Origin of the sequence: Candidatus Afararchaeum irisae (genome assembly GCA_034190545.1) — an archaeon.
Classification (GTDB): domain Archaea; phylum Halobacteriota; class Halobacteria; order Halobacteriales; family Afararchaeaceae; genus Afararchaeum; species Afararchaeum irisae.
In genome coordinates, this window is sequence record JAXIOF010000007.1 from 1 (window position 1) to 19,247 (window position 19,247).

A 19,247-nucleotide genomic window follows, 5' to 3' on the forward strand; every position below is an offset into this window, starting at 1 on the left:
ATTCGGTATATCGGGCACATACAGAATAGGAGCGATAGCCGCGACAGACGCGGATACGGGAGATACCGGCGATGATCCGGATGATTCGATTAACACGTCGTGGTTCAACAGTGGAACCTCGACACAGCGCTCCATTCGTGTGGTTGAACCGAGCTTCCAGTATACTATACATCCAGTTGGAGGATCTGTTGCAGAAGAGGATGGTGAAATAAGAGTTACTGGCGAAGCTGTTGGATTCAAAGAAGTCGTGATTGGCTTTGTTGGTGACAAAGGAGATGTCACAGCCCATACCGTTTCAGTAGATACGGACAATACATTTGAGGAGGAAATTTCACTTGGATCGATAATGACTAGGAGAGGTCCTACTGGGCCAATAGCACAAGGCACAGTAGTCGCGTTCGGAGTGGTTAATGGAAGAGACAATCAGTTTGGAGATGGTAGTGCCATGGGTGGAAGGGCACCAACAAGAACTCCCAGACAGTTTGCTGGTCTTGCACCCCAGTTTGATAATGATTTGACTACTGTCACCCGAACCTCCGGTCAGATAATAGAGATGTTACGTGAGGAGTCAGTGGATGAAACTGGCTCCGACGACCTCGGATACCCGTCGTCGTTCCGATACACGGATGCGAGAACGTCGATCAACGACGTAGTGCCTGCGTCGCACAGTAACATCACGGGAGTAGTGCCGATAGAGGTAGGAGAGACGATGATGGTACGCGGAACGACGAACCTCCAGCCAGACGATAACACGATAAGTGTAGAGGCTGTTGAAGGTCCGAGTGAGACAGAGATGCCTGTCAAGACGACGGACATGTGGAAGATGGAGAGCGGAGTCTGGTCGGTTACGGTAGACACGACGGGACTTGAGCCTGGAACGTACAAGATCGAAGCAGACGACGGAGACAACACTGACACAGTCACAGTTGAGATAGTCGCGAAAGGAGAGCGCAACGACGCGATGCTCTCGTCCAAGCCGACACTCGCAGACAGAGTCAGTCAGCTCCAGAGCAACGTAGAGGAGCTTCAGACGAAGAACGAGCAGCTCAACACGCAGGTAGAGGATCTCCAGACGCAGAACCAGCAGCTCAACACGCAGCTTGAGAACGCGACGTCGCAGAACGAGAAGCTACAGAGTCAGATCGATCAGCTTAAGCAGGAGAACCAGCAGCTCCAGAAGAAGGCTAACAAGTCCGGCAGCGGTGGACAGGGACAGCCTGGATTCGGAGTCGCTGCGACTCTGATCGCCCTCATCGGCGCTGGTCTCATAGCTCTCAGAAGAAAGAACGAGTAGAGTAGCGATGCCATAACGTAGTAAACCGTCTTTTTATTCAGTTCGAGCCGAACTTAGAGTCTGTTTTACCTCTCTCTCGACTTTCTCCTGGGTCAGACTGTCGAGACTGATGTAGTCGCCACCTGACTCACGCGCTATCTCCTCTCCGAGACCCGTCTGTACGTATCCCGACTCGCCGTCTAAGACGACTACCTTGACGTTCTCAGAGCCGAGGAGACGTGACAGTCTTCTGACCTCCTCGACCGGGTCGCCGTCTTCGTGCATAGAGACGTTCGCCTTTCCGTCAGTAACGAGAACCAGAACCGGAAGAACTGCGCCGTCCGTTTTCTTCGTCTCGTTCTGGATGACGTCATACGACTTCGAGAGAGCGTGGCTCAGAGGAGTCCTGTCGCCCGTCGGAAGCTCCTTGAGATGGCGTGCGGCTATCTCGACGCTGTTAGTCGGCGGAAGAAGCACCTCGGCGTCGTCGCCCTTGAAGCCGATGAAAGCGACCTTGTCACGGTTCCGGTACGAGTCGTTGAGGAGCGACATGACTGCGCCCTTTGCCGTCTTCATACGTCCCTCGGCGTTCATACTCCCCGAAGCGTCGACTGCGAAGACGACGAGTGCCTGACGTCCCTCCTCACGTACCTTCTCGTGGAGGTCGTCCTTGCCCACCTCTGTCTTACCGCCTCTAGCCGCCGACCTGACTGTCGCGTCGACTGCTACGTCTATGTCTGTGTCGTCTGTGTCGCTCGCGCGTCTCGATCTGACGTATCTACCGGAGTCCGAGGTGGAAGAAGAGTGTTCTCCCGACTCGGTGCCTACTCTATCGGCGGTGTCTATGTCTACGTCTATCTCGGGCGAGTCGGTATCGCCTACGTCTGCGACTGTCTCGGGCTTCGATCCCGGCTTAGCTTCTTCGGTCGGCACTTCCTCGTCCCCCTCACTGTCTTCTGTCCCATCCGTCTCTCTTTCACTGTCACCGTCACCGTCTCGGGCACCGGTGTCCTCCTCTCGGCTCTCCCTTTCTCGTTCTCGTCTGTCACTGTCTCCGTCTCTGGTGTCATCATCACCCTTACCACCTTCTTCGTCACCGTCGTCGTTTTCCGACCCTTCGTCGTCATCTATCTCACTGTCGGACTCCGGATCACCGTCTTCCTCCCCCTCTTCTCCTTCGTCCATCCCGTCTTCGCTTTCTTCCTCCCCTTCCTCGTCAAAGCTCTCGTCCATGACGTCGTCGAGATCACGTGAGTCGCCGAAGGGATCTGTCTTCATCCTGTGGGGAAGGGTCAGACGCGCCGCTTCTTTGACGTCTTCTTGCTTCACCTTCTCCCTTTGGTCTAAGGCTGCTATCGCACGTGCCGTCCTCGTAGTTATTATGTCGGCACGGTATCCGTCGACTCCTGCCTCGGTACAGAGATCGGCGATCTTCTGTCTCAGAGACGCGTCGATACCCACGCCCTCGCCGTAGATCCCTCTTCCCTCCTCGATCTTCTCTCTCAGACGTTCCTCGTCGTCCCTGTACTCCTCTATGACCGAGTCGGGGTCTCTCTCGAACTTCTCGGCTATCTCGACGACCTCGATACGTTCCTCTGGATCGGACGATCCGACGACATCGACCTGTAGACCGAACCTGTCGAGGAACTGGGGTCTCAGGCTCCCTTCCTCGGGATTCATGGTTCCGACGAGTATGAAGTCGGCGGGATGTTCGACTGAGACTCCCTCTCTCTCGACCTTGTTGACACCGCTCGCGGCGGCGTCGAGGAGAACGTCGACGAGATGGTCATCGAGGAGGTTGACCTCGTCTATGTAGAGAATCCCTCGGTTCGCGCGAGCGAGAATTCCGGGTTCGAGTGCGTTTACTCCCTCGTTGAGTGCCTTCTCGACGTCTATCGATCCCACGACCCTGTCCTCTGTCGCCCCGAGAGGCAGATCGACGACGGGTGTGGGTATACTCTCGGTCTCGATCTCCTCGGGGTCTTTCTCCTTACAGTTCTCACACTGGAGATCGGGGTTCTCGGGATGACAGTTGAACTCACATCCTCTGACGACCTCTATCTCGGGAAGGAGACGTCCTAGCCCCCGGACTGCGGTGCTCTTGGCAGTCCCTTTCTCACCTCTTATGAGGACTCCCTGAAGGGGAGCTACCGAGTTGAGAAGAAGTGCCCTCTTGAGGCTGTCCTGACCCACTACAGCCGGAAACGGAAAGACTCGCATCTAACCGATATCGTCGTGTGTATCTTATATCGGTTGGGATTCGACGAGGAATTAAAATTCGTTTGATTTAACACAACTGGGTTTGTACTCGTCTCCATATGAGGGTGGCTGTCTTCAGCGCGACGGACAACGAAATAGGGGCTATCGAGAGAGGGTACGCGAGAGCCTCTGACTCAGCCGAGATAGATCTTGAGGTCAGAAGCAAGAGGGATCTCAAGGACGAAGACGAGAGGGAGGGCTTCCTCGAACTCTGTCTCGACTCCGACTTCGTTCTCCTCAACCTCCACGGACCCGAGGACAGCATGCCGGGGTACGAGGAGTTCATAGACGAACTCGATGACGAGGACAAGCCAGTCTGTGTCAAGTCGACGGGCGATCCCTTCGCTCTACGTGACACGACGGTCGACGACGAGGTACGTGACCGAATCTACGACTACATCGACAAAGGTGGAATCGTCAACCTCGAAAATCTACTTCTCTACTTAGCCGACAGATACGGCACCGAAGACGTCGAACACGACGATCCCGTAGAGCTTCCGACTGAGGGTATCTACCATCCCGACTACCCCGGGATCGAGTACGAAGACTACTTAGAGACTCTCGACGACTCGAAGCCGACCGTCGGAGTCTGGTTCTACGAGTCCCAGTGGGTACACGGAAACACCGACTACATCGACGCCGTGGTACGTGAGATAGAGTCGAACGGAGCGAACGCACTCCCCGTCTTCCTGACACCGACCTACGACGAGGAGATCGACAACCGCCCAGCGAGATGGGTCGCACGCAACTGGTTCACTAGAGACGGCGAGTCCGTCGTCGACGCTGTGGTCTCGTCGTTGATGTTCTCTCTCTCGATGGAGGAGAGAGGAAGGTCGGGAAACGCCGACGAAGCCGGTGACACCAATGCATTCCTCGAAGAGCTCGGTGTTCCTGTCATACAGACAGTTACCACGATGAGGTCACGTTCGAGGTACGAGTCCGCCGACCAGGGTCTGATGTCGTTCGAACTCTCTCTCTCTGTCGCACTTCCTGAGTACGACGGAAACCTCATAACCTTCCCCGTGAGCGGGAAGGAGTCGGTCGATCCGTCGGTTGAGATGGGGACGAGTCCGAAACGCCACAAGCCGATAGACCACCGCGTCGAGAGAGCGGTCTCGCTCGCGGTTAACTGGGCGCGTCTCTCGTACATCCCTAACTCGGAGAAGAAGGTCGCAGTCGTCCTCCACAACTATCCCCCGACTGACCACGGAATAGGTACTGCTTTCGGTCTCGACTCGCCCGAGAGCGCGGTGCGTCTTCTCGAAGGACTCGACGAGAGAGGATACGAGACAGATGTCCCCGAGTCGGGAGACGAGCTACTCGATGTACTCACATCACAGCTTACACTCGACAACCGGTGGGTCGCTCCAGAGGACGTCGAGGAGATAGCACTCGATACCGTCTCGGAGGAAGAGTACCTCGACTGGTTCGAAGACGCGTCCGAGGGCATCCGTGAGGGTCTCGTAGACGAGTGGGGCGAACCCGAGGGCGAGGGCGACTACCCGATCCCGGGTACGAAGCTCGGAAACGTCTTAGTGACCGTACAGCCTCCACGCGGATTCGGCGACGATCCCTCGAAGATCTACCACTCGTCCGACCTCAACCCGCCCCACGACTACTACGCCTTCTACGAATGGATCAGACACGGGTTCGAGGCGGACGCAGTCGTCCATCTCGGAACACACGGGTCACTCGAATGGCTTCCCGGAAAGACTGTCGGACTCTCGGAGTCGTGTTTCCCCGACGCGATGGTACAGGACATCCCGAACGTCTACCCCTACATAGTCAACAATCCCGGAGAAGGCGCACAGGCTAAGAGGAGAAGCTACGCCGCACTCGTCGACTACCTCACTCCTGTGATGAAGAACGCCGGACTCTACGACGAACTCGCTGAGATCGAGGATCTGTGTAACGAGTACAAGAAGTCGGAGGCGGACAAGGACGAGGCAGGACATCTGCGTGACCTGATCTGGGAGAGGATAGACGAGTCGGGGGTCGACGAGGACATCGATATATCGAGGGAAGACGACTTCGACGACGTTCTCACGCGACTCCACAGCTATCTCAACGACGTCAAGAAGACACAGATACGTTCGGGTCTCCACACTATGGGACAGCCGCCCCACGGAGAAGACCTCGTCGAGTACCTCGTCGCACTCACACGTCTCGGTAACCCCGGCGCGCCGTCTCTCAGAAGATCGGTCACCGACGCGATGGGATACGACTACGACGAGATGCTCGACAGTCCCTCGGAGTACGTCGAAGAACTCGGAATGACGTGGGCTGAGGCTACGGATGAAGTCGACGAGACGTGTGTATCTCTCGTTTCCGAACTCGCCGAAGAGGGATTCGACGTGAGTGATGAAGACGTAAGAGAGATCACGCGTTCATACCTCGGAGACTCTCACGAGGACGTTGAGACGACACTTTCGTACATCGCCGACGAGATAAAGCCGTCACTCGACGGAGCCGAAAACGAGATAAGCCGTACTGCCGACGCCCTGAACGGCGAGTACGTTCCACCCGGAAAGTCGGGTGCCCCAACGAGAGGAAACGCCGACGTACTCCCGACTGCGCGTAACTTCTACACCATAGACCCGCGCACAGTCCCCTCGAAGGCGGCTTACCGAGTCGGCTCCGAGGTCGCCGAGTCAACCTTGAAGAGACATCTCGACGAAAACGGCGAGTATCCCGAGGAGATGGGTGTAGTCGCTTGGGGAACCCCCATAATTAGGTCGAACGGAGAGACAATCGCCGAGGTACTGCGTCTGATGGGGGTACGTCCTGAGTGGAGCGACTCGGGACGCGTCGAGGGCGTTGAGCCGATACCTCTCGAAGACCTCGACAGACCACGTATCGATGTCACGACACGTGTCTCGGGACTCTTCAGAGACGCCTTCCCACCCGTCGCGAAGCTACTCAACGAGGCTGTCGAGACGGTCGTAGAGCTCGACGAGTCCCACGAGATGAACTACGTCAAGAAACACGTTGAGGGCGAAGCCGACGAACTCATCGAGGACGGACTCGACGAGGACGAAGCCCTCGACACGGCGTCGTACCGCGTCTTCTGTACGAAGCCCGGGGGATACGGAGCGGGTACGAACAAGGCGGTCGACGAGTCGGAGTGGGAAGACGCCTCCGACCTAGCCGAGATATACGTCGAGTGGGGAGGCTACGCCCTCACGGGACGTGACGTCGTCGAGTCGAAGGACGTCTTCGAGACACGTCTCGGAAACGTCGAGGCGACACTCAAGACAGAGGACACACAGGAACAGGACGAGTTCGACTCAAGCGACTGGTACGCCTTCCACGGCGGATTTATCACAGCGGTCGAGACGGTGAGTGGTGAGAAGCCCGAGTCGTACGTCGGAGACACGAGCGACCCCGACAGGATAGAGGTCTACACCAACGACGAGAAGGTCAAGAAGGCTCTCAGGGCACGTGTTCTCAACCCCAAATGGATAGACAGCATGAAGGAACACGGATACAAGGGAGCCGGCGACCTCGCCCAGACGGTCGACACGGCGTTCGGATGGGACGCGACGACCGACGTCATAGACGACGCCGCCTATGAGGAGATCGCCGAGAAGTATGCCTTCGACGAAGATACCCAGGACTGGATGAGAGACGTCAACCCCTGGGCACTCGAATCGATCACGGAGCGTCTTCTCGAGGCGATACAGAGAGGAATGTGGGACGCCGACGACGAGACCGAGGACGACCTCAGACGCGTCTACCTGTCGGTAGAGGGAGAGATAGAGGAAGAAACAGAAGCGAGTATCGACACCCACAGAGAGTCAGACAGTAGTACTGAGACAGCCAGAACCAAGACGGAGACTGACGACTGATGACAGATAAGAAAAACAGACAGAAACAGAACGAGCCGAACAGTAACAACCCGTACGCCGACCTAGGAGCGACGACCAAGCAGGGAGAGGCTATCGCCGAGTCGAGCATGGAGTTCGTCCGGACGGTCGTCGGAGACGAGACCCCCGAGGACAGGATACGCCAGAAGTCGGTACATTCGACGGGTGACATAGAGTTCCAACACTTCATGCGGTTCGAGGGCGATCCCAGTCCCATAGAGTCGGCGGTCGAGGCGATCAACTCCGAGTCGAAGATAGTCACCGACATAACGATGGCGAAGGCGGGAATCACGTCGCGCGGACATTCGTGTGAAGTCGTGAAGGCACTCGGACACGGTAAGGAGCTCGCCGAGGAGACAGATATGACACGTACAGCCGCGGGTGTAGTCGGTACGAAGGATCAGATAGACGGAGGTATATTCGTTGTCGGAAACGCTCCGACTGCGGCGTTCAAGCTCTGTGAACTCGTCGAGGAAGAGGGTATTGAGCCCGCGTGTGTCGTCGCGACCCCGGTGGGATTCGTCAACGCCGAGGAGTCGAGACAGAGGGTCAGACAGACCGACGTTCCCTCGATCACGAACGTCTCGACACGTGGTGGATCGGGACTCGCCGCCGCGCTCACGAACGAACTCATACATATAGCCTCCGACAGGAGAAAGGAGTAGTATGTCGGAAACTCAGACACAGACAGAAGAGACAGAGGAGACTGAGTTGGGGGACGTTCGTGAATCTGAAGATTCACGCGCACACCAGAACGCAAAGCGTTCTGGGGACGTTCATGCCGTCGGTATAGGTCCGGGCAGTTCCGAGTACGTCACTCTCAGGACGAAACGTCTCATAGAGGACGCAGACGTGGTAGCGGGATTCACCGCAGTAGTCGAGAAGATCGAGGAACACATCGACGGTGCTGAGGTCGTCGAGATGGGTTACGAAGACGAGGCGGAGAAGCTCGAATACGTCGCCGACCTGAACCGCGAGGGCGACGACGTCGTCGTCTGTCTGATGGGTGACGCCAACTTCTCGGGATACCAGTACCTCGAAAAGGTCGAGGACGCCCTCGACGCCGACGTAGAACTCGTGCCGGGTATAAGTTCGGCACAGGTCGCGGCGAGCCGTTCGAGAACGCCATTCGAGGAGTCGGTCTTCGTCACACTCCACAAGACGTATGACGAGGGAGAGATAGATGACGACCTCGACGTCATAGTCGACGCGGTGACCTCGGGGAGAAACGCGATTGTGATACCTCTTCCTTACTCGTTCATGCCCGAGGACGTCGCCGAGCTTCTGATCGACGAAGGAGCCGACACCGACGCCGATGCCTACGTCTACGAGGAGCTGACGATGGACGAGACGAGTTGGGAGGGATCTGTAGAGGATCTTTCCGACCTCGAAGGCGACGAAGGTAAGGGCGACAGGGACGAGAGTGCGTTCTCCGATATGACCATCATGGTCGTATCACCATAACACGTAGGTCGCTGACGTTCGTCGAGGTCTCTCCCGTGACGAGAAGACCGTCTCTCTCGTCGAAGAAGGAGTACGACGAGTTTTCTTCGAGTGCCGCGGCGGCTTTCTCGGGGTCGTCTACCGTCTCGGTGCTACCTACTGCACCAGCCGCACCCCCGACGCCGTCGATACCGTCTGTGTCGACAGCCCCTACGGAGATCTCGACCCCATCCGACCCTCCTACACCGTTCTCGTACAGACTCAGGAGACACGACAGGACGAACTCCTGGTTGGGTCCGCCTTCTCCGTCTCCCGTGACTTCGACTGTTGTCTCTCCGCCCGAAATGACTGCACACGGCGGCTCGACAGGATTCCCCGTTCTTACGCACTCGCGGAGTACCGAGGCGTGGAACTCGCCGACGTCTCTCGACTCGCTCTCTATGAGGGAAGAGAGGACGACGGTCTCGTAGCCGCGGTTCTCGACATGCTCCCTTGCGGCGTCGACCGCGTCGAAGGTGTTTGCGACGACGACGTTGTCTACTTTCTCGAAACAGATGTCGCCGTAGCTCGGTGTTTCGTCCCATTCTCCCTCGACACCTTGGGTGAGACGTCGCACTACGGCGTCGGGACACTCGTCGTAAATCCCGTACTCTCTCAAAGTCTTGACCGCGTCGGAGTAGGTCGACGCATCGGGAGACGTTGGACCGCTCGCTATGACGCTCGTGTCGTCACCCACGACGTCCGAGACTATCACAGAGACGGTACGTGCGGGATCGAGTTCGCGCGCGAGCCTTCCTCCCTTTATCTCCGAGAGATGTTTGCGTACCGAGTTGATCTCGTCTATCGACGCGCCGCTTTCGAGAAGAAGCCGGTTCGTCCTCCTCAGGTCTTTAAGCTGTATCCCGTCAGCGGGTGCGGTCATGAGGGAGCTACCCCCTCCGGTGACCACGAAGACAACGAGGTCGTCGGCGGCGGCTTCTCTTGCCGTCTCAACGACCTTTGTCGCTCCCTCGACGCTCGTCTCGTCGGGGACGGGATGTGACCCTTTTACGGTCTCGACGGCCGGGACATCCACAGGTTCGGAGTCGACGACAACCCCTCCGTCTACGCCTCCGAGACGCTCGACTATCTCACGCGCGAGTACGCTCGATCCCTTTCCGCCGCCTACCACGAGAAGCCTCTCGAATCCCGAGACGTCGAGGCTGACACCGTCTTCTCCGACACTCAGACTGTCACCGTCGAACTCCAGATTCGTCTCCACGACCTTCTCGGGGCTTACGGCTTCTATCCCTGCTTTTACGGCTTCGACACAGACTTGTCCTGGGAACCCTGTCTCGTACTCGCGCTCGAACTCCACCATGTTCTCACGGATGCCCCCGACAGAAAAAAGTCGTTCGAGATCCGATCTTAGGTAATGAGGAGACTCGGTATAGCCATAGCCGTCATACTCGCCGTCTTCGTCCTCTCGACGGGAGCCGTCGACGCCGAGACAGCCTACGAGGTGGACGTCGATGGATCGACCGCAGAGGTTACGGCGTCGTTCGACCTCTACTCCGATGACCCCGTAAACTACTGGACGACATCCTTCGGAGTACCCGAGGGATCGCGGATCGTCTCTGTCGAGGACACGCACGGCGATATAACCGACTACAGCCTCGAAGGCTCTACTCTCCGGGTTGAGACTAACAAAGCAGAGCGTAGAACGAAAGAGACCGTCACAGTTGAGTTCACGGTTCCGGATGTCGTCAGAAGCCATTACAACGGTGTCAGAGTCGTGAGTCTGAGTCTCTCGGGATACGAGGATCTCAGAGAAGACGTCCCTGACGAGGTCACGACCGTAGCCGTGAGATCCGACGAGAGGATACTCGCTGAGTCCCACTCGTTCGGCTTCGAGTCGGAAACTGAGCCTAGAAGAGCCGTCTACGAGGGGGAAGGTCCCGTTAACATCTACATGACAGTCGGGGACGGCGGCAAGACCTACGATCACTACCGACTCTTCGGAGACGGAAATCTGACACGTGCCGACGAACTCTACTCCCTAGTGCCCTCTGTCACGGGATTCGAGGCGGAGACCGCGGGAGGTAGACACCCCGTCGTGAGCCTCCCTGACGATGTCTACGACGAGAAGGTCAACAGATGGAGCCAGGGTCAGTACAGAACAGGCGGTCTGATACTTGTACGTGAGTCGGTTCTCAGACAGGGGAAGTCGGGCGCGCCTGTGGTTCTCCACGAGGTGACTCACGCCTACAACGAGGAAGCACTCAGATGGTCACGTCCACGTATTTCGTGGTTCAACGAGGGAACCGCACAGTACGTTGAGTTCGTCGCCACTAATCGTGTCGGAGCGAGACAGCCCGAGATATTCGGCGAGACAGTTAAGTGGGAGGGTGACTGCAAAGGTCGAGACGGAGACGGCAACGCGAGATGTGTCTACAGACTCCCGCCTCGGAAAACGCCCGAAGACCTCTGGGAGTACTACAGATCAGGCTCCGACTTCATGGTCGACTGGTCACCCGATAATCCTCGTAACAGAGCCTTCGGCTACGCTTTCTCCGAACTCGCGGTGAGGAACTACGCCAGACAGAACGGCGAAGACGGTCTGAGGGACGTATACTCGTCACTCCTTGGGGTCGATAGACAGGTGAGTGACAGCCGTGAGTCGAACCAGAAGCTGTTGAGTATAATGGAAACAGATCTTCGTCCCTGCTACTCTGACAGTCGTTCGGAGTTCGGTTCGTGTCTCGACAGTGTAAACGAGATGCAGGCGGATATTAGCAGGCGTGAGTCCGAACCCGACCGAACCGTCAGAATGAGTGAGGGAGGAACCTCGAATATAATAGTCGAGAACACGACAGCTGACTCCGGTACTGACTCCGACTCTAACTCGGAGCCCGAGACGGCTGACACCACCCGAAGCAGTAACAGGACACAGACTCACGAAAACGACGACGCGAGTCAGACTGTGACAGACGAGAGCCGTGACATACGACACCAAAACGACTCCGTCTCGGACTTGAACTCGGACTCGGACTCCGACTCAGGGGCTGCCTCCGGAGTACAGAAAAGCCTCCTCGAACGTCTCGTCGACGGGATTCTCTCACGTCTGTCGAGGCTGTTTGGACAGTAACTCGCGTCCCAGTCTCAGACTACATCGACTGCCCTTTCCTCGAATGTATCGGGGTCTCTAACCGTGACCCTGCCGTCGACGTGTATCTTCTCGTCTATCTCTTTCAGAAGTCTCAGATCCTTCCTCAGACCGTGTCTCACCGACTCTTTTCTCCCCGACTCCCAGTCGAGAGGCAGAGACCTCATGTCGGGACGTTCCTTCCCGAGGCTGTTCTTAGTGACGTTGTTAAACGAGACGCGTTTTCCGTCTCCGAGATGGCGGTTAACTGCGTCGAGTACACCGACGAACTCTATCTTCTCTGTCCCGTCGTAGGCTTTGAGTGCATCGACCACGAAGTCGCTCACACCGACCACCCTCTCTGACTCCTTGAGTATACTGAGAAGGTCGTCGAGGTTCTCCTCCTCGAAGAAGTAGAAGTCGCCGTTTTTCATCACGCCCACACACGCGACACCCAGTCTCTCCGGATCGAGGCTCTCCGACGTATTCGTGTTAGCGGTTCTACGTGTAACGACCGAGACGTAGGCTGTCCCGGTGTATCTCTCCATCTTACTCGAACCCCATCCAGTCTGTCGGGCTCGAACTTAGACCCTTCGCACGTATCTCTTTCCCCTCGTCACCCTGTCTGAGCTCTACCATGCCGTCGAAGAGTGGCTTGAGTGTCGAGTAAGCCTGCTGTTCGTGCATCTCGGGATCTATTATGAAGAGACCCAGCCCCTCGACGCTGTCTACACGTCCCGTGAAGACGTGTAGGAACTTGAAGACAGTCTGGAGGTCGGAGTACATCAGGAGGGTCGAGACCGAGTTGAGGTATATAATGTTTCTCTCTATTCCCTTCTCGTTCCAGAACTCGTCGAGGAACTGAGAGACGTTTATTCCTATTCCCGTGAGGTCGCTCGGAGAGTTCGAGAGATGGACGTTTCGGTGTTCGGACTCCTCACGTCCTCGGTCTTTCGAGACACAGTCGACGACGCCGAACGAGTCAGGGTCGTATCCCGAGACACCGTCGTACCTGCTGACTACCTTGTCGCCCGAGTCCTCCGTAGCGACGTATATGACGCCTTCGTCCTCGCCCACTGCATAAGAGACCACCGACTCCTCGAACTCCTTGATCCCCTCCATGGGAGGAGCCATTACGAGTATATTACTCCCCGGATCTATCTCTCCTACAGCCTGATCGAGCTTATCGACTCCGAGTTTGTACGTCACAGTTTAACTACCTCATCTTTCTCCGTTCGGGTTTCTTCCTTCTGCTGTCTAATGTTTATCTCTGTTATGATCACATAAGTCTTTATCTACGTTACTCGGGATTCAAAACCCTTAATACCGTAACAGACCTCGGTTTGAGTATGGCAGAGACGATAGATGTTCTAGTCGAGGGTGGCGACGCCTCTCCGGGTCCGCCTCTAGGACCAGCTCTCGGACCTACGGGAGTTAACGTACAGGAGGTCGTACAGGCGATAAACGACGAGACCGCCGACTTCGAGGGAACTGAGGTTCCGGTTACGATAACAGTTGAGGACTCCGACTTTGAGATTGAGGTCGGTCTACCGCCTACTGCGGCTATGGTAAAGGACGAGGTCGGCATAGAGACGGGTAGCGGAGAGCCCAACGAGGAGTTCGTAGCTGACATGTCGATCGAACAGGCGGCTAAGGTCGGACGGATGAAGTCGAAGGATCTCCTCTCGTATGACACGAAGAACGCAGCCAAGGAGGTCATAGGCACGTGTGTCTCTCTCGGAATCACCATAGAGGGCGAGGATCCCCGTGTTATGAAGGAGAAGATAGACTCGGGCGAGTACGACGAAGTCTTCGAGGACGACGAGTAGATCCAGACGTTTTGTTTTCCTCTTTCGACTCTCTTTATAAATCTTTCCGCAGGTTAAAGTAGTTAGCCGCCGAAGGTTGAGCCGGAATGAAAGTTATTCCGGACACGAGCGTGATCGTCGACGGGCGAATCACGCAGATGATCGAAGAAGGCGAGTTCGAGGGGAACGAGGTAATAGTCCCTGAGGCCGTCGTAGCAGAACTCGAGTCTCAGGCTAACAAAGGGCGTGAGACCGGACACAGCGGACTGGAGGAGCTCAAGAACCTAAAGGAGCTGAGCCAGGAAGGACGTACAGTGATGAGGTACGAGGGAAGACGTCCCTCGTTCGAGGAGATAAAGCTCGCAAAGGGAGGTGAGATAGACTCACTCATAAGAGATCTCGCAGTCGAACACGGAGCGACCTTCGTGACTTCCGACTACGTTCAGAGCGAAGTAGCGAGGGCAAAAGGTCTCGACGTCATATACTTAGAGCCCGAACACGAGGAGATAGGTGACTTAGAGATAGAGAAGTACTTCAACGACGAGACGATGTCTATCCATCTCAAGGAGGGAGTGCCTCCTATGGCGAAGAGAGGAACTGTCGGCGAGATGAGGTTCAGAAAGATACGTGATACTCCTCTCTCGCGTTACCAGGTTCGTGAGATGGGTCAGGAGATAATAGAGGCGGCTGAGAGAAGCGACAACGGCTTCACCGAACTCGAACGTGACGGCATGACTATCGTACAGGTACGTGACATGCGTATAGCGATAGCACGTCCGCCGTTCTCCGACGGACACGAGATAACCGCGGTGAGACCCATAGCCGACGTAGATCTCGAGGAGTACCGTCTCAGCGAGGAGCTCAAGGAACGTCTCATAGAGAAACAGAGGGGAATAATGATCGCGGGGTCGCCGGGTGCAGGAAAGACGACCTTCGCGCAGGCTGTCGCCGAGTTCCTGATGGATCACGAGTACTCTGTCAAGACTATGGAAGCCCCGCGTGACCTCCAGGTCAGCGACGAGATCACCCAGTACACCCATCTCGAAGACAGCATGGAGAAGACCGCCGACGCTCTCCTGATGGTACGTCCTGACTACACGATCTACGACGAGGTCAGGAAGAGTAGCGACTTCGAGGTCTTCGCAGACATGCGTCTCGCGGGGGTCGGAATGGTCGGAGTCGTCCACGCGACACGTGCGATAGACTCGGTACAGCGTCTCATAGGACGCGTAGAGCTCGGTATGATACCACAGGTCGTCGATACCATCGTACATATCTCCGATGGAGGCATAGAGAAAGTCTATGAGTTACAGTCGGGCGTCAAGCTCCCCGCTGGCATGACCGAGGAAGACCTCGCACGTCCCGTGATAGAGGTCACCGACTTCGAGACGGGCGACCCCGAGTACGAGATATACACCTACAACAGACAGGTAGTCGTGATGCCCGTCGGCGAGAACGCAGATGCGGAGCCCGAGAAGGGATCGTGGAAGCTCGCCGAGAAGGAGATACAGAGAGAAGTCGGAGAGGTCGCACGAGGATATGTAGACGTTGAGATGAAAAGCGACGAGGAGGCGGTAGTCTACGTCGACGAGGACGACATACCCTTCGTGATAGGAAAGCAGGGTGGGACGATCTCCGAGATAGAGGAGAGTCTCGGAATCGGAATCGACGTCAAGTCACACGACGAGAGACCCGAGTCGGAGACTGCTAAGAAGCCACAGAAGGTAGAGGGCAATGCCGCCGAAGCCGAGATGACTTCGAGACACGTCATACTCAATCTCGAAGGAATGGAGGGCGAGACGGTCGAGGTCTCTGCGGGAGACGAGTACCTCTTCACTGCGACTGTCGGAAGACAGGGCGACATAAAGGTCTCACGCGGAAGCGAGATTGCCGAGAGACTAGAGGACGCAGTCGACAGGGGCGAACGTATAGTCGTCAACCCCGTGTGATCAGAGTTCGCGTTCGACTTCTTTTGCTGTCTCAACGAAGGCACGCACGTTCTCGACAGGTGTGTCTCTGTTGACACCGTGACCCAGGTTGAGTATATGTCCCGTATCTCCAGCCCTCTCGATAACGTCACGCGTCTTCCGTCTCACGAACTCCTCGTCGCCGAAGAGGTAAGATGGGTCGAGGTTGCCCTGTACGGGGGTCTCGCCTAACTCCTCGCGCGCCTCTCCTATGTCTACTGTCCAGTCGAGGCTCACGACGTCCGCGCCGCTCTCCTTCAGTAGGTCGAGACGTCCTGCCGAGTTGCGCACGAAGACGACGGTCGGAACGTCTGCGGCGTCGATCGCCTTTCTCTGGTAGGGTAGCACGAACTCCTCGTAGTCGTCGGGCGACATTATCCCAGCCCACGTGTCGAATACCTGGACTACGTCGGCACCGTTCTCGACCTGGAACTCCAAGTAGTCGGCGACTACCTCGGCGAAGCCATCGAGTAATGTCTTGAGTGCGTCGGGATGGTTAGCGCGGAACTTACGCAGATCCATGAAGCTCTTAGACTTCTCTGACTCGCCGACGACGTATGACGCGAGTGTGAAAGGCGCGCCCGAGAATCCTATTATACTAGTCTCGTCGCCGACGCTCCTGTTGAGACGTCTCAGAAGCTTACCGACGTACTGAATCTCTTCCTCGACGTCTCCTACCTCTCTCTCGGCGTCACCCGGAGACTCCACAGGGTTATCGACGACAGGTCCTACGCCACTCTTTATCTCGTACTCGAAGCCGAGGGGTTCCAAGACGGTCAGAATGTCGGAGAACATCACGAGACCGTCGGGCTCGAAGAGATTCCAGGGAAGGAGCGTAATCCTCTCGGCGACCTCGGGGTCTTTTATAGCCTCCTTGAAGCTGTACTCCTTCCTTATCTCCCTGTACTCGGGTATGTAACGTCCAGCCTGCCGCATCAGCCAGACAGGAGGACGTTCCGTCCTTTCCCCCCTTGCTGCACGCACTAGTAGATCGCTCATCGTTCTGTCTCGGGCTCCGAGTCCCTAAGTCTTTTCCGATGGAGATAGAGATCCAGACTCAGGCTCAGGCTCAGGCTCAGGCTCAGACTCAGACGACACCACGACGCGGTTGTAGTCGTCTTCTTCCTCTTCCTCGGTCTCCACATCCGAGCCGGTAAGCTGTTCACAGACCCAAGCGTTCGTCTGTAGATGCGACGTCTCCTCGGGTGCTGTGTACTTACCTCCGCCGACCGCGATATACGGAATTAGCTGGTCGCCCGAGTAGACGTCGACCGCGGCGTCGGATCTCACCGACCTGAGTAAGTCTTCCGCCGCTTCCTCGCCGACTTCCTCAGCGGGCTTTCCCATCTCTCCGAGTGAGCTTCCCCCCATCACCGTCTCGTCGAACTCAGCCCAGAGACTGATTCCGGTTCCCGTCGAGAACGAGTCGTAGCTACGTCTCTGTATCTGTATGTCCACCTCGTCGTCGATCTCGGAACGGAGTCTCTTCTCCGCCGCAGTCGCCTGCCTCTCGGCTATCCCGTCGTCGAGGTTCGAGACGTGGGAGATCCCTCTGACGCGTCTCAGACCTCCTCTTCTGACTATCTCCACGTCCGTGAGACGCGACGGTCTCACGCTCAGGGTCACCTCGCCGCCCCCTTTCGGGTAGTACCCCCTTCTCCCAAGCTCGACATCGGCGTCGACCCCCGCCTTTCTCAGAAGAGGCAGACTGACGTTTTCGAGGTAGTCGTAGGTCGGACTCCATCTGACGTCAGTGCCTCCCCTTACGCTCAGACGTATCTCGGACTCGGCTCTCACCGCGAGGGGTAGAACCGCCTGTATCACGAGGCTTACGCTCCCTGCAGTCCCGACGTCGACCTCGTACCTCCCTCCCTTGACTCCGTTGGGTTCGAAGACGAGTCTCTCCGACCCCTCGGAGACGCCCTCGACCGACGCGTCGGATATCTCAGCGACTGCCTTGACTGCGGCGATATGCTGTCTGCCGAGACCCGAAGGACTGCGTCCTCTCCGCATATTCCTTAGTTCTATCTCAGTTCGCGTGACTGCGGCGAGAGCCACAGCCGTCCTTATTATCTGCCCGCCTCCCTCTCCGTGGGACGCGTCTATGACCTTTCTCATCAGTTTTACTTACCGCAATCACGGACTTAAATCCGGTAGTCTTTTTAAATGCGGACACAAAGTTGGAATGAGTTCCGATAGGGTAGTGGACTATCCTCCGGGCTTGCGGAGCCCGGGACCGGGGTTCAAATCCCCGTCGGGACGTGTGTTTTCCACTCATTATCTTTGTCCAGAGGGATTTGAACAGGGAAGTCACTGACCGAGTTCAAATCCCCGTCGGGACGTGTGTTTTCCACTCTTTATCACGTCTCAAGCACCTCGACGAGATTGTCCTCGGGATCGCGGACGAAGAGTATACGTGTGCCGCTCTCTGTCGTCTGAGGCTCGCTGAGGGTCTCGACGCCGTCAGGTAATCCCTCGTAGAAGGCGTCGATGTCATCGACTTCGAGCCCGACGTGTTTCGCGCCACGTCTGTTGATACTCTCTGACCCTCTCTCCTCTATCTCTATCTCTATCTCTATCGGGTCGTACTCGACGAGTTCGATCCGTGCGTTCCCTGCGTCGAGATGGGCGAACCTCCCCGTCGCATCTTCGACGTCGACGCCCTCGGAGAACTCCTCTCCCGAGACGGTGAACCGCGCGACGGTATCGAGACCCAGTACGTCTTCGTAGAACTCGACCGCGCGTTCGAGGTTCTCGACAGTCACGCCAAAGTGGTGGGCTGTCAGATCGGGCTTCGACTCGGATTCGGTCATGTCTACGGGTTCGGCACGAACCCGCTTCGTTCTTGCGGATCAGAAGGCAAGAGATAAAAGACACAACTCCGAATTTGAGACCGCAAGAGCGTGGGTAGCCAAGCTAGGCCAACGGCGCAGCGCTTAGGACGCTGTCCCGTAGGGGTCCGCCGGTTCGAATCCGGTCCCACGCAGTGAGTGAGTTTTTGCGAACGAACGAGTAGGGGCGGTATTCGAACCAAGGAACAAGCGACAGCGAAGTGACTGAGGTTCGAATCCGGTCCCACGCATACGAACGAAGTGAGGATCGTGGGACAGGGAACATAACTGACCGTGTCCCACGCATCGACTGTGTCACTCCCTCTATGTCCTCGAAAACTCCGTTTTCGGGATACCGCAGAGCTTTGCTCTGCGTGGACGCGGGAACAATCCAAACCATCCCATTGAACTATATTCCACCAAGATAAGTGGCTATTGCTACTACTTCTATTGATATCATCAATCCAAACCGCATATTTGTTTATCGGTGAGTATGACATAGAGATATGTCTGAGATACAAATTACATCACTCATTTCTGCTGTTCTCACAGGATTTATCGGACTATTAGGGACTGTCGTAGGCGTGTACTACCAAAGAAAGTCTGAGACTTACCGTCAACTTCGGTACTTCCCAACTGAGTTAGCTCAGGGTCTTTGTTGAAGCCGGCTTGGATA

Annotated in this window: 14 protein-coding genes and 2 tRNA genes; 9 read left to right on the forward strand and 7 right to left on the reverse strand. The window is 56.6% G+C overall.

The window, feature by feature from the left end:
• The first annotated feature begins 553 nt into the window (after positions 1-553).
• Entirely contained in the window at positions 554-1,294 is a 741-nt protein-coding gene (locus SV253_01100; GenBank protein MDY6774682.1) for a PGF-CTERM sorting domain-containing protein, read from the forward strand.
• Positions 1,295-1,327: 33 nt separating this feature from the next.
• Here the strand turns inward: SV253_01100 and SV253_01105 are convergent, their stop codons facing one another.
• The gene (locus SV253_01105) at positions 1,328-3,493 is read right to left on the reverse strand and encodes a magnesium chelatase subunit D family protein (GenBank protein MDY6774683.1); all 2,166 of its coding nucleotides are present in this window, start codon (positions 3,491-3,493) and stop codon (positions 1,328-1,330) included.
• Positions 3,494-3,591: 98 nt separating this feature from the next.
• On the opposite strand from SV253_01105, the gene cobN reads away from it, so the two are divergent.
• The 3 genes from cobN to cbiE are packed head-to-tail and all read left to right on the forward strand — an operon-like array spanning position 3,592 to position 8,862.
• Complete coding sequence (gene cobN / locus SV253_01110; protein MDY6774684.1) at positions 3,592-7,380, forward strand: cobaltochelatase subunit CobN; 3,789 nt, start codon at positions 3,592-3,594, stop codon at positions 7,378-7,380.
• Entirely contained in the window at positions 7,380-8,063 is a 684-nt protein-coding gene (locus SV253_01115) for a precorrin-8X methylmutase (GenBank protein ID MDY6774685.1), read from the forward strand. Before cobN ends, SV253_01115 begins: the two co-directional genes overlap by 1 nt.
• A 1-nt stretch (position 8,064) precedes the next feature.
• Positions 8,065-8,862 carry a precorrin-6y C5,15-methyltransferase (decarboxylating) subunit CbiE gene (gene cbiE, locus SV253_01120; GenBank protein ID MDY6774686.1) on the forward strand — a complete coding sequence of 266 codons (798 nt, stop codon included), beginning with the start codon at positions 8,065-8,067 and terminating at the stop codon, positions 8,860-8,862.
• Here cbiE and SV253_01125 read toward each other — a convergent pair.
• The gene (locus SV253_01125) at positions 8,843-10,201 is read right to left on the reverse strand and encodes a DUF4147 domain-containing protein (GenBank protein MDY6774687.1); all 1,359 of its coding nucleotides are present in this window, start codon (positions 10,199-10,201) and stop codon (positions 8,843-8,845) included. The two genes, cbiE and SV253_01125, sit on opposite strands and share 20 nt — an antisense overlap.
• A 54-nt stretch (positions 10,202-10,255) precedes the next feature.
• On the opposite strand from SV253_01125, the gene SV253_01130 reads away from it, so the two are divergent.
• Positions 10,256-11,968, forward strand: a complete 1,713-nt coding sequence (locus SV253_01130; protein MDY6774688.1) for a hypothetical protein — start codon at positions 10,256-10,258, stop codon at positions 11,966-11,968.
• 14 nt (positions 11,969-11,982) lie between these two features.
• Here the strand turns inward: SV253_01130 and SV253_01135 are convergent, their stop codons facing one another.
• Positions 11,983-12,513 (reverse strand): hypothetical protein, encoded by a 531-nt coding sequence (locus tag SV253_01135; protein ID MDY6774689.1) that lies wholly within the window; start codon positions 12,511-12,513, stop codon positions 11,983-11,985.
• Position 12,514: 1 nt separating this feature from the next.
• Positions 12,515-13,174, reverse strand: a complete 660-nt coding sequence (locus SV253_01140) for a recombinase RecA (GenBank protein ID MDY6774690.1) — start codon at positions 13,172-13,174, stop codon at positions 12,515-12,517.
• A 140-nt stretch (positions 13,175-13,314) separates the two neighbouring features.
• Between SV253_01140 and SV253_01145 the strand changes: the two genes are divergently transcribed.
• Positions 13,315-13,794: a 50S ribosomal protein L11 gene (locus tag SV253_01145; protein MDY6774691.1), complete on the forward strand. Its 480-nt coding sequence runs from the start codon at positions 13,315-13,317 to the stop codon at positions 13,792-13,794.
• An 86-nt stretch (positions 13,795-13,880) separates the two neighbouring features.
• A complete protein-coding gene (locus tag SV253_01150) occupies positions 13,881-15,722 on the forward strand; it encodes a PINc/VapC family ATPase (GenBank protein ID MDY6774692.1) in 1,842 nt (613 codons plus the stop codon).
• Here the strand turns inward: SV253_01150 and hemE are convergent, their stop codons facing one another.
• On the reverse strand, positions 15,723-16,739 hold the full coding sequence (gene hemE / locus SV253_01155) for a uroporphyrinogen decarboxylase (protein MDY6774693.1): 1,017 nt from the start codon (positions 16,737-16,739) through the stop codon (positions 15,723-15,725).
• Between the two features lie 24 nt (positions 16,740-16,763).
• Positions 16,764-17,858 (reverse strand): RNA 3'-terminal phosphate cyclase, encoded by a 1,095-nt coding sequence (rtcA, locus tag SV253_01160; protein MDY6774694.1) that lies wholly within the window; start codon positions 17,856-17,858, stop codon positions 16,764-16,766.
• A gap of 71 nt (positions 17,859-17,929) precedes the next feature.
• Here rtcA and SV253_01165 point away from each other — a divergent pair.
• Positions 17,930-18,002: transfer RNA gene (locus SV253_01165), tRNA-Arg, on the forward strand.
• Positions 18,003-18,100: 98 nt separating this feature from the next.
• On the opposite strand, the gene SV253_01170 is transcribed toward SV253_01165, so the two are convergent.
• Positions 18,101-18,553, reverse strand: a complete 453-nt coding sequence (locus SV253_01170; GenBank protein MDY6774695.1) for a VOC family protein — start codon at positions 18,551-18,553, stop codon at positions 18,101-18,103.
• Between the two features lie 88 nt (positions 18,554-18,641).
• On the opposite strand from SV253_01170, the gene SV253_01175 reads away from it, so the two are divergent.
• Positions 18,642-18,726, forward strand: a tRNA-Leu gene (locus tag SV253_01175).
• The last annotated feature ends 521 nt before the right edge of the window (positions 18,727-19,247 follow it).

Bases quoted from the DNA above. Each gene is read 5' to 3' on its own strand.
- SV253_01100 (MDY6774682.1), top strand. From the start codon at position 554: ATGTTACGTGAGGAGTCAGTGGATGAAACTGGCTCCGACGACCTCGGA.
- SV253_01105 (MDY6774683.1), bottom strand. From the start codon at position 3,493: ATGCGAGTCTTTCCGTTTCCGGCTGTAGTGGGTCAGGACAGCCTCAAG.
- SV253_01115 (MDY6774685.1), top strand. From the start codon at position 7,380: ATGACAGATAAGAAAAACAGACAGAAACAGAACGAGCCGAACAGTAAC.
- cbiE (MDY6774686.1), top strand. From the start codon at position 8,065: ATGTCGGAAACTCAGACACAGACAGAAGAGACAGAGGAGACTGAGTTG.
- SV253_01170 (MDY6774695.1), bottom strand. From the start codon at position 18,553: ATGACCGAATCCGAGTCGAAGCCCGATCTGACAGCCCACCACTTTGGC.
- SV253_01130 (MDY6774688.1), top strand. From the start codon at position 10,256: ATGAGGAGACTCGGTATAGCCATAGCCGTCATACTCGCCGTCTTCGTC.
- rtcA (MDY6774694.1), bottom strand. From the start codon at position 17,858: ATGAGAAAGGTCATAGACGCGTCCCACGGAGAGGGAGGCGGGCAGATA.
- SV253_01135 (MDY6774689.1), bottom strand. From the start codon at position 12,513: ATGGAGAGATACACCGGGACAGCCTACGTCTCGGTCGTTACACGTAGA.
- hemE (MDY6774693.1), bottom strand. From the start codon at position 16,739: ATGAGCGATCTACTAGTGCGTGCAGCAAGGGGGGAAAGGACGGAACGT.
- SV253_01145 (MDY6774691.1), top strand. From the start codon at position 13,315: ATGGCAGAGACGATAGATGTTCTAGTCGAGGGTGGCGACGCCTCTCCG.
- SV253_01150 (MDY6774692.1), top strand. From the start codon at position 13,881: ATGAAAGTTATTCCGGACACGAGCGTGATCGTCGACGGGCGAATCACG.
- cobN (MDY6774684.1), top strand. From the start codon at position 3,592: ATGAGGGTGGCTGTCTTCAGCGCGACGGACAACGAAATAGGGGCTATC.
- SV253_01125 (MDY6774687.1), bottom strand. From the start codon at position 10,201: ATGGTGGAGTTCGAGCGCGAGTACGAGACAGGGTTCCCAGGACAAGTC.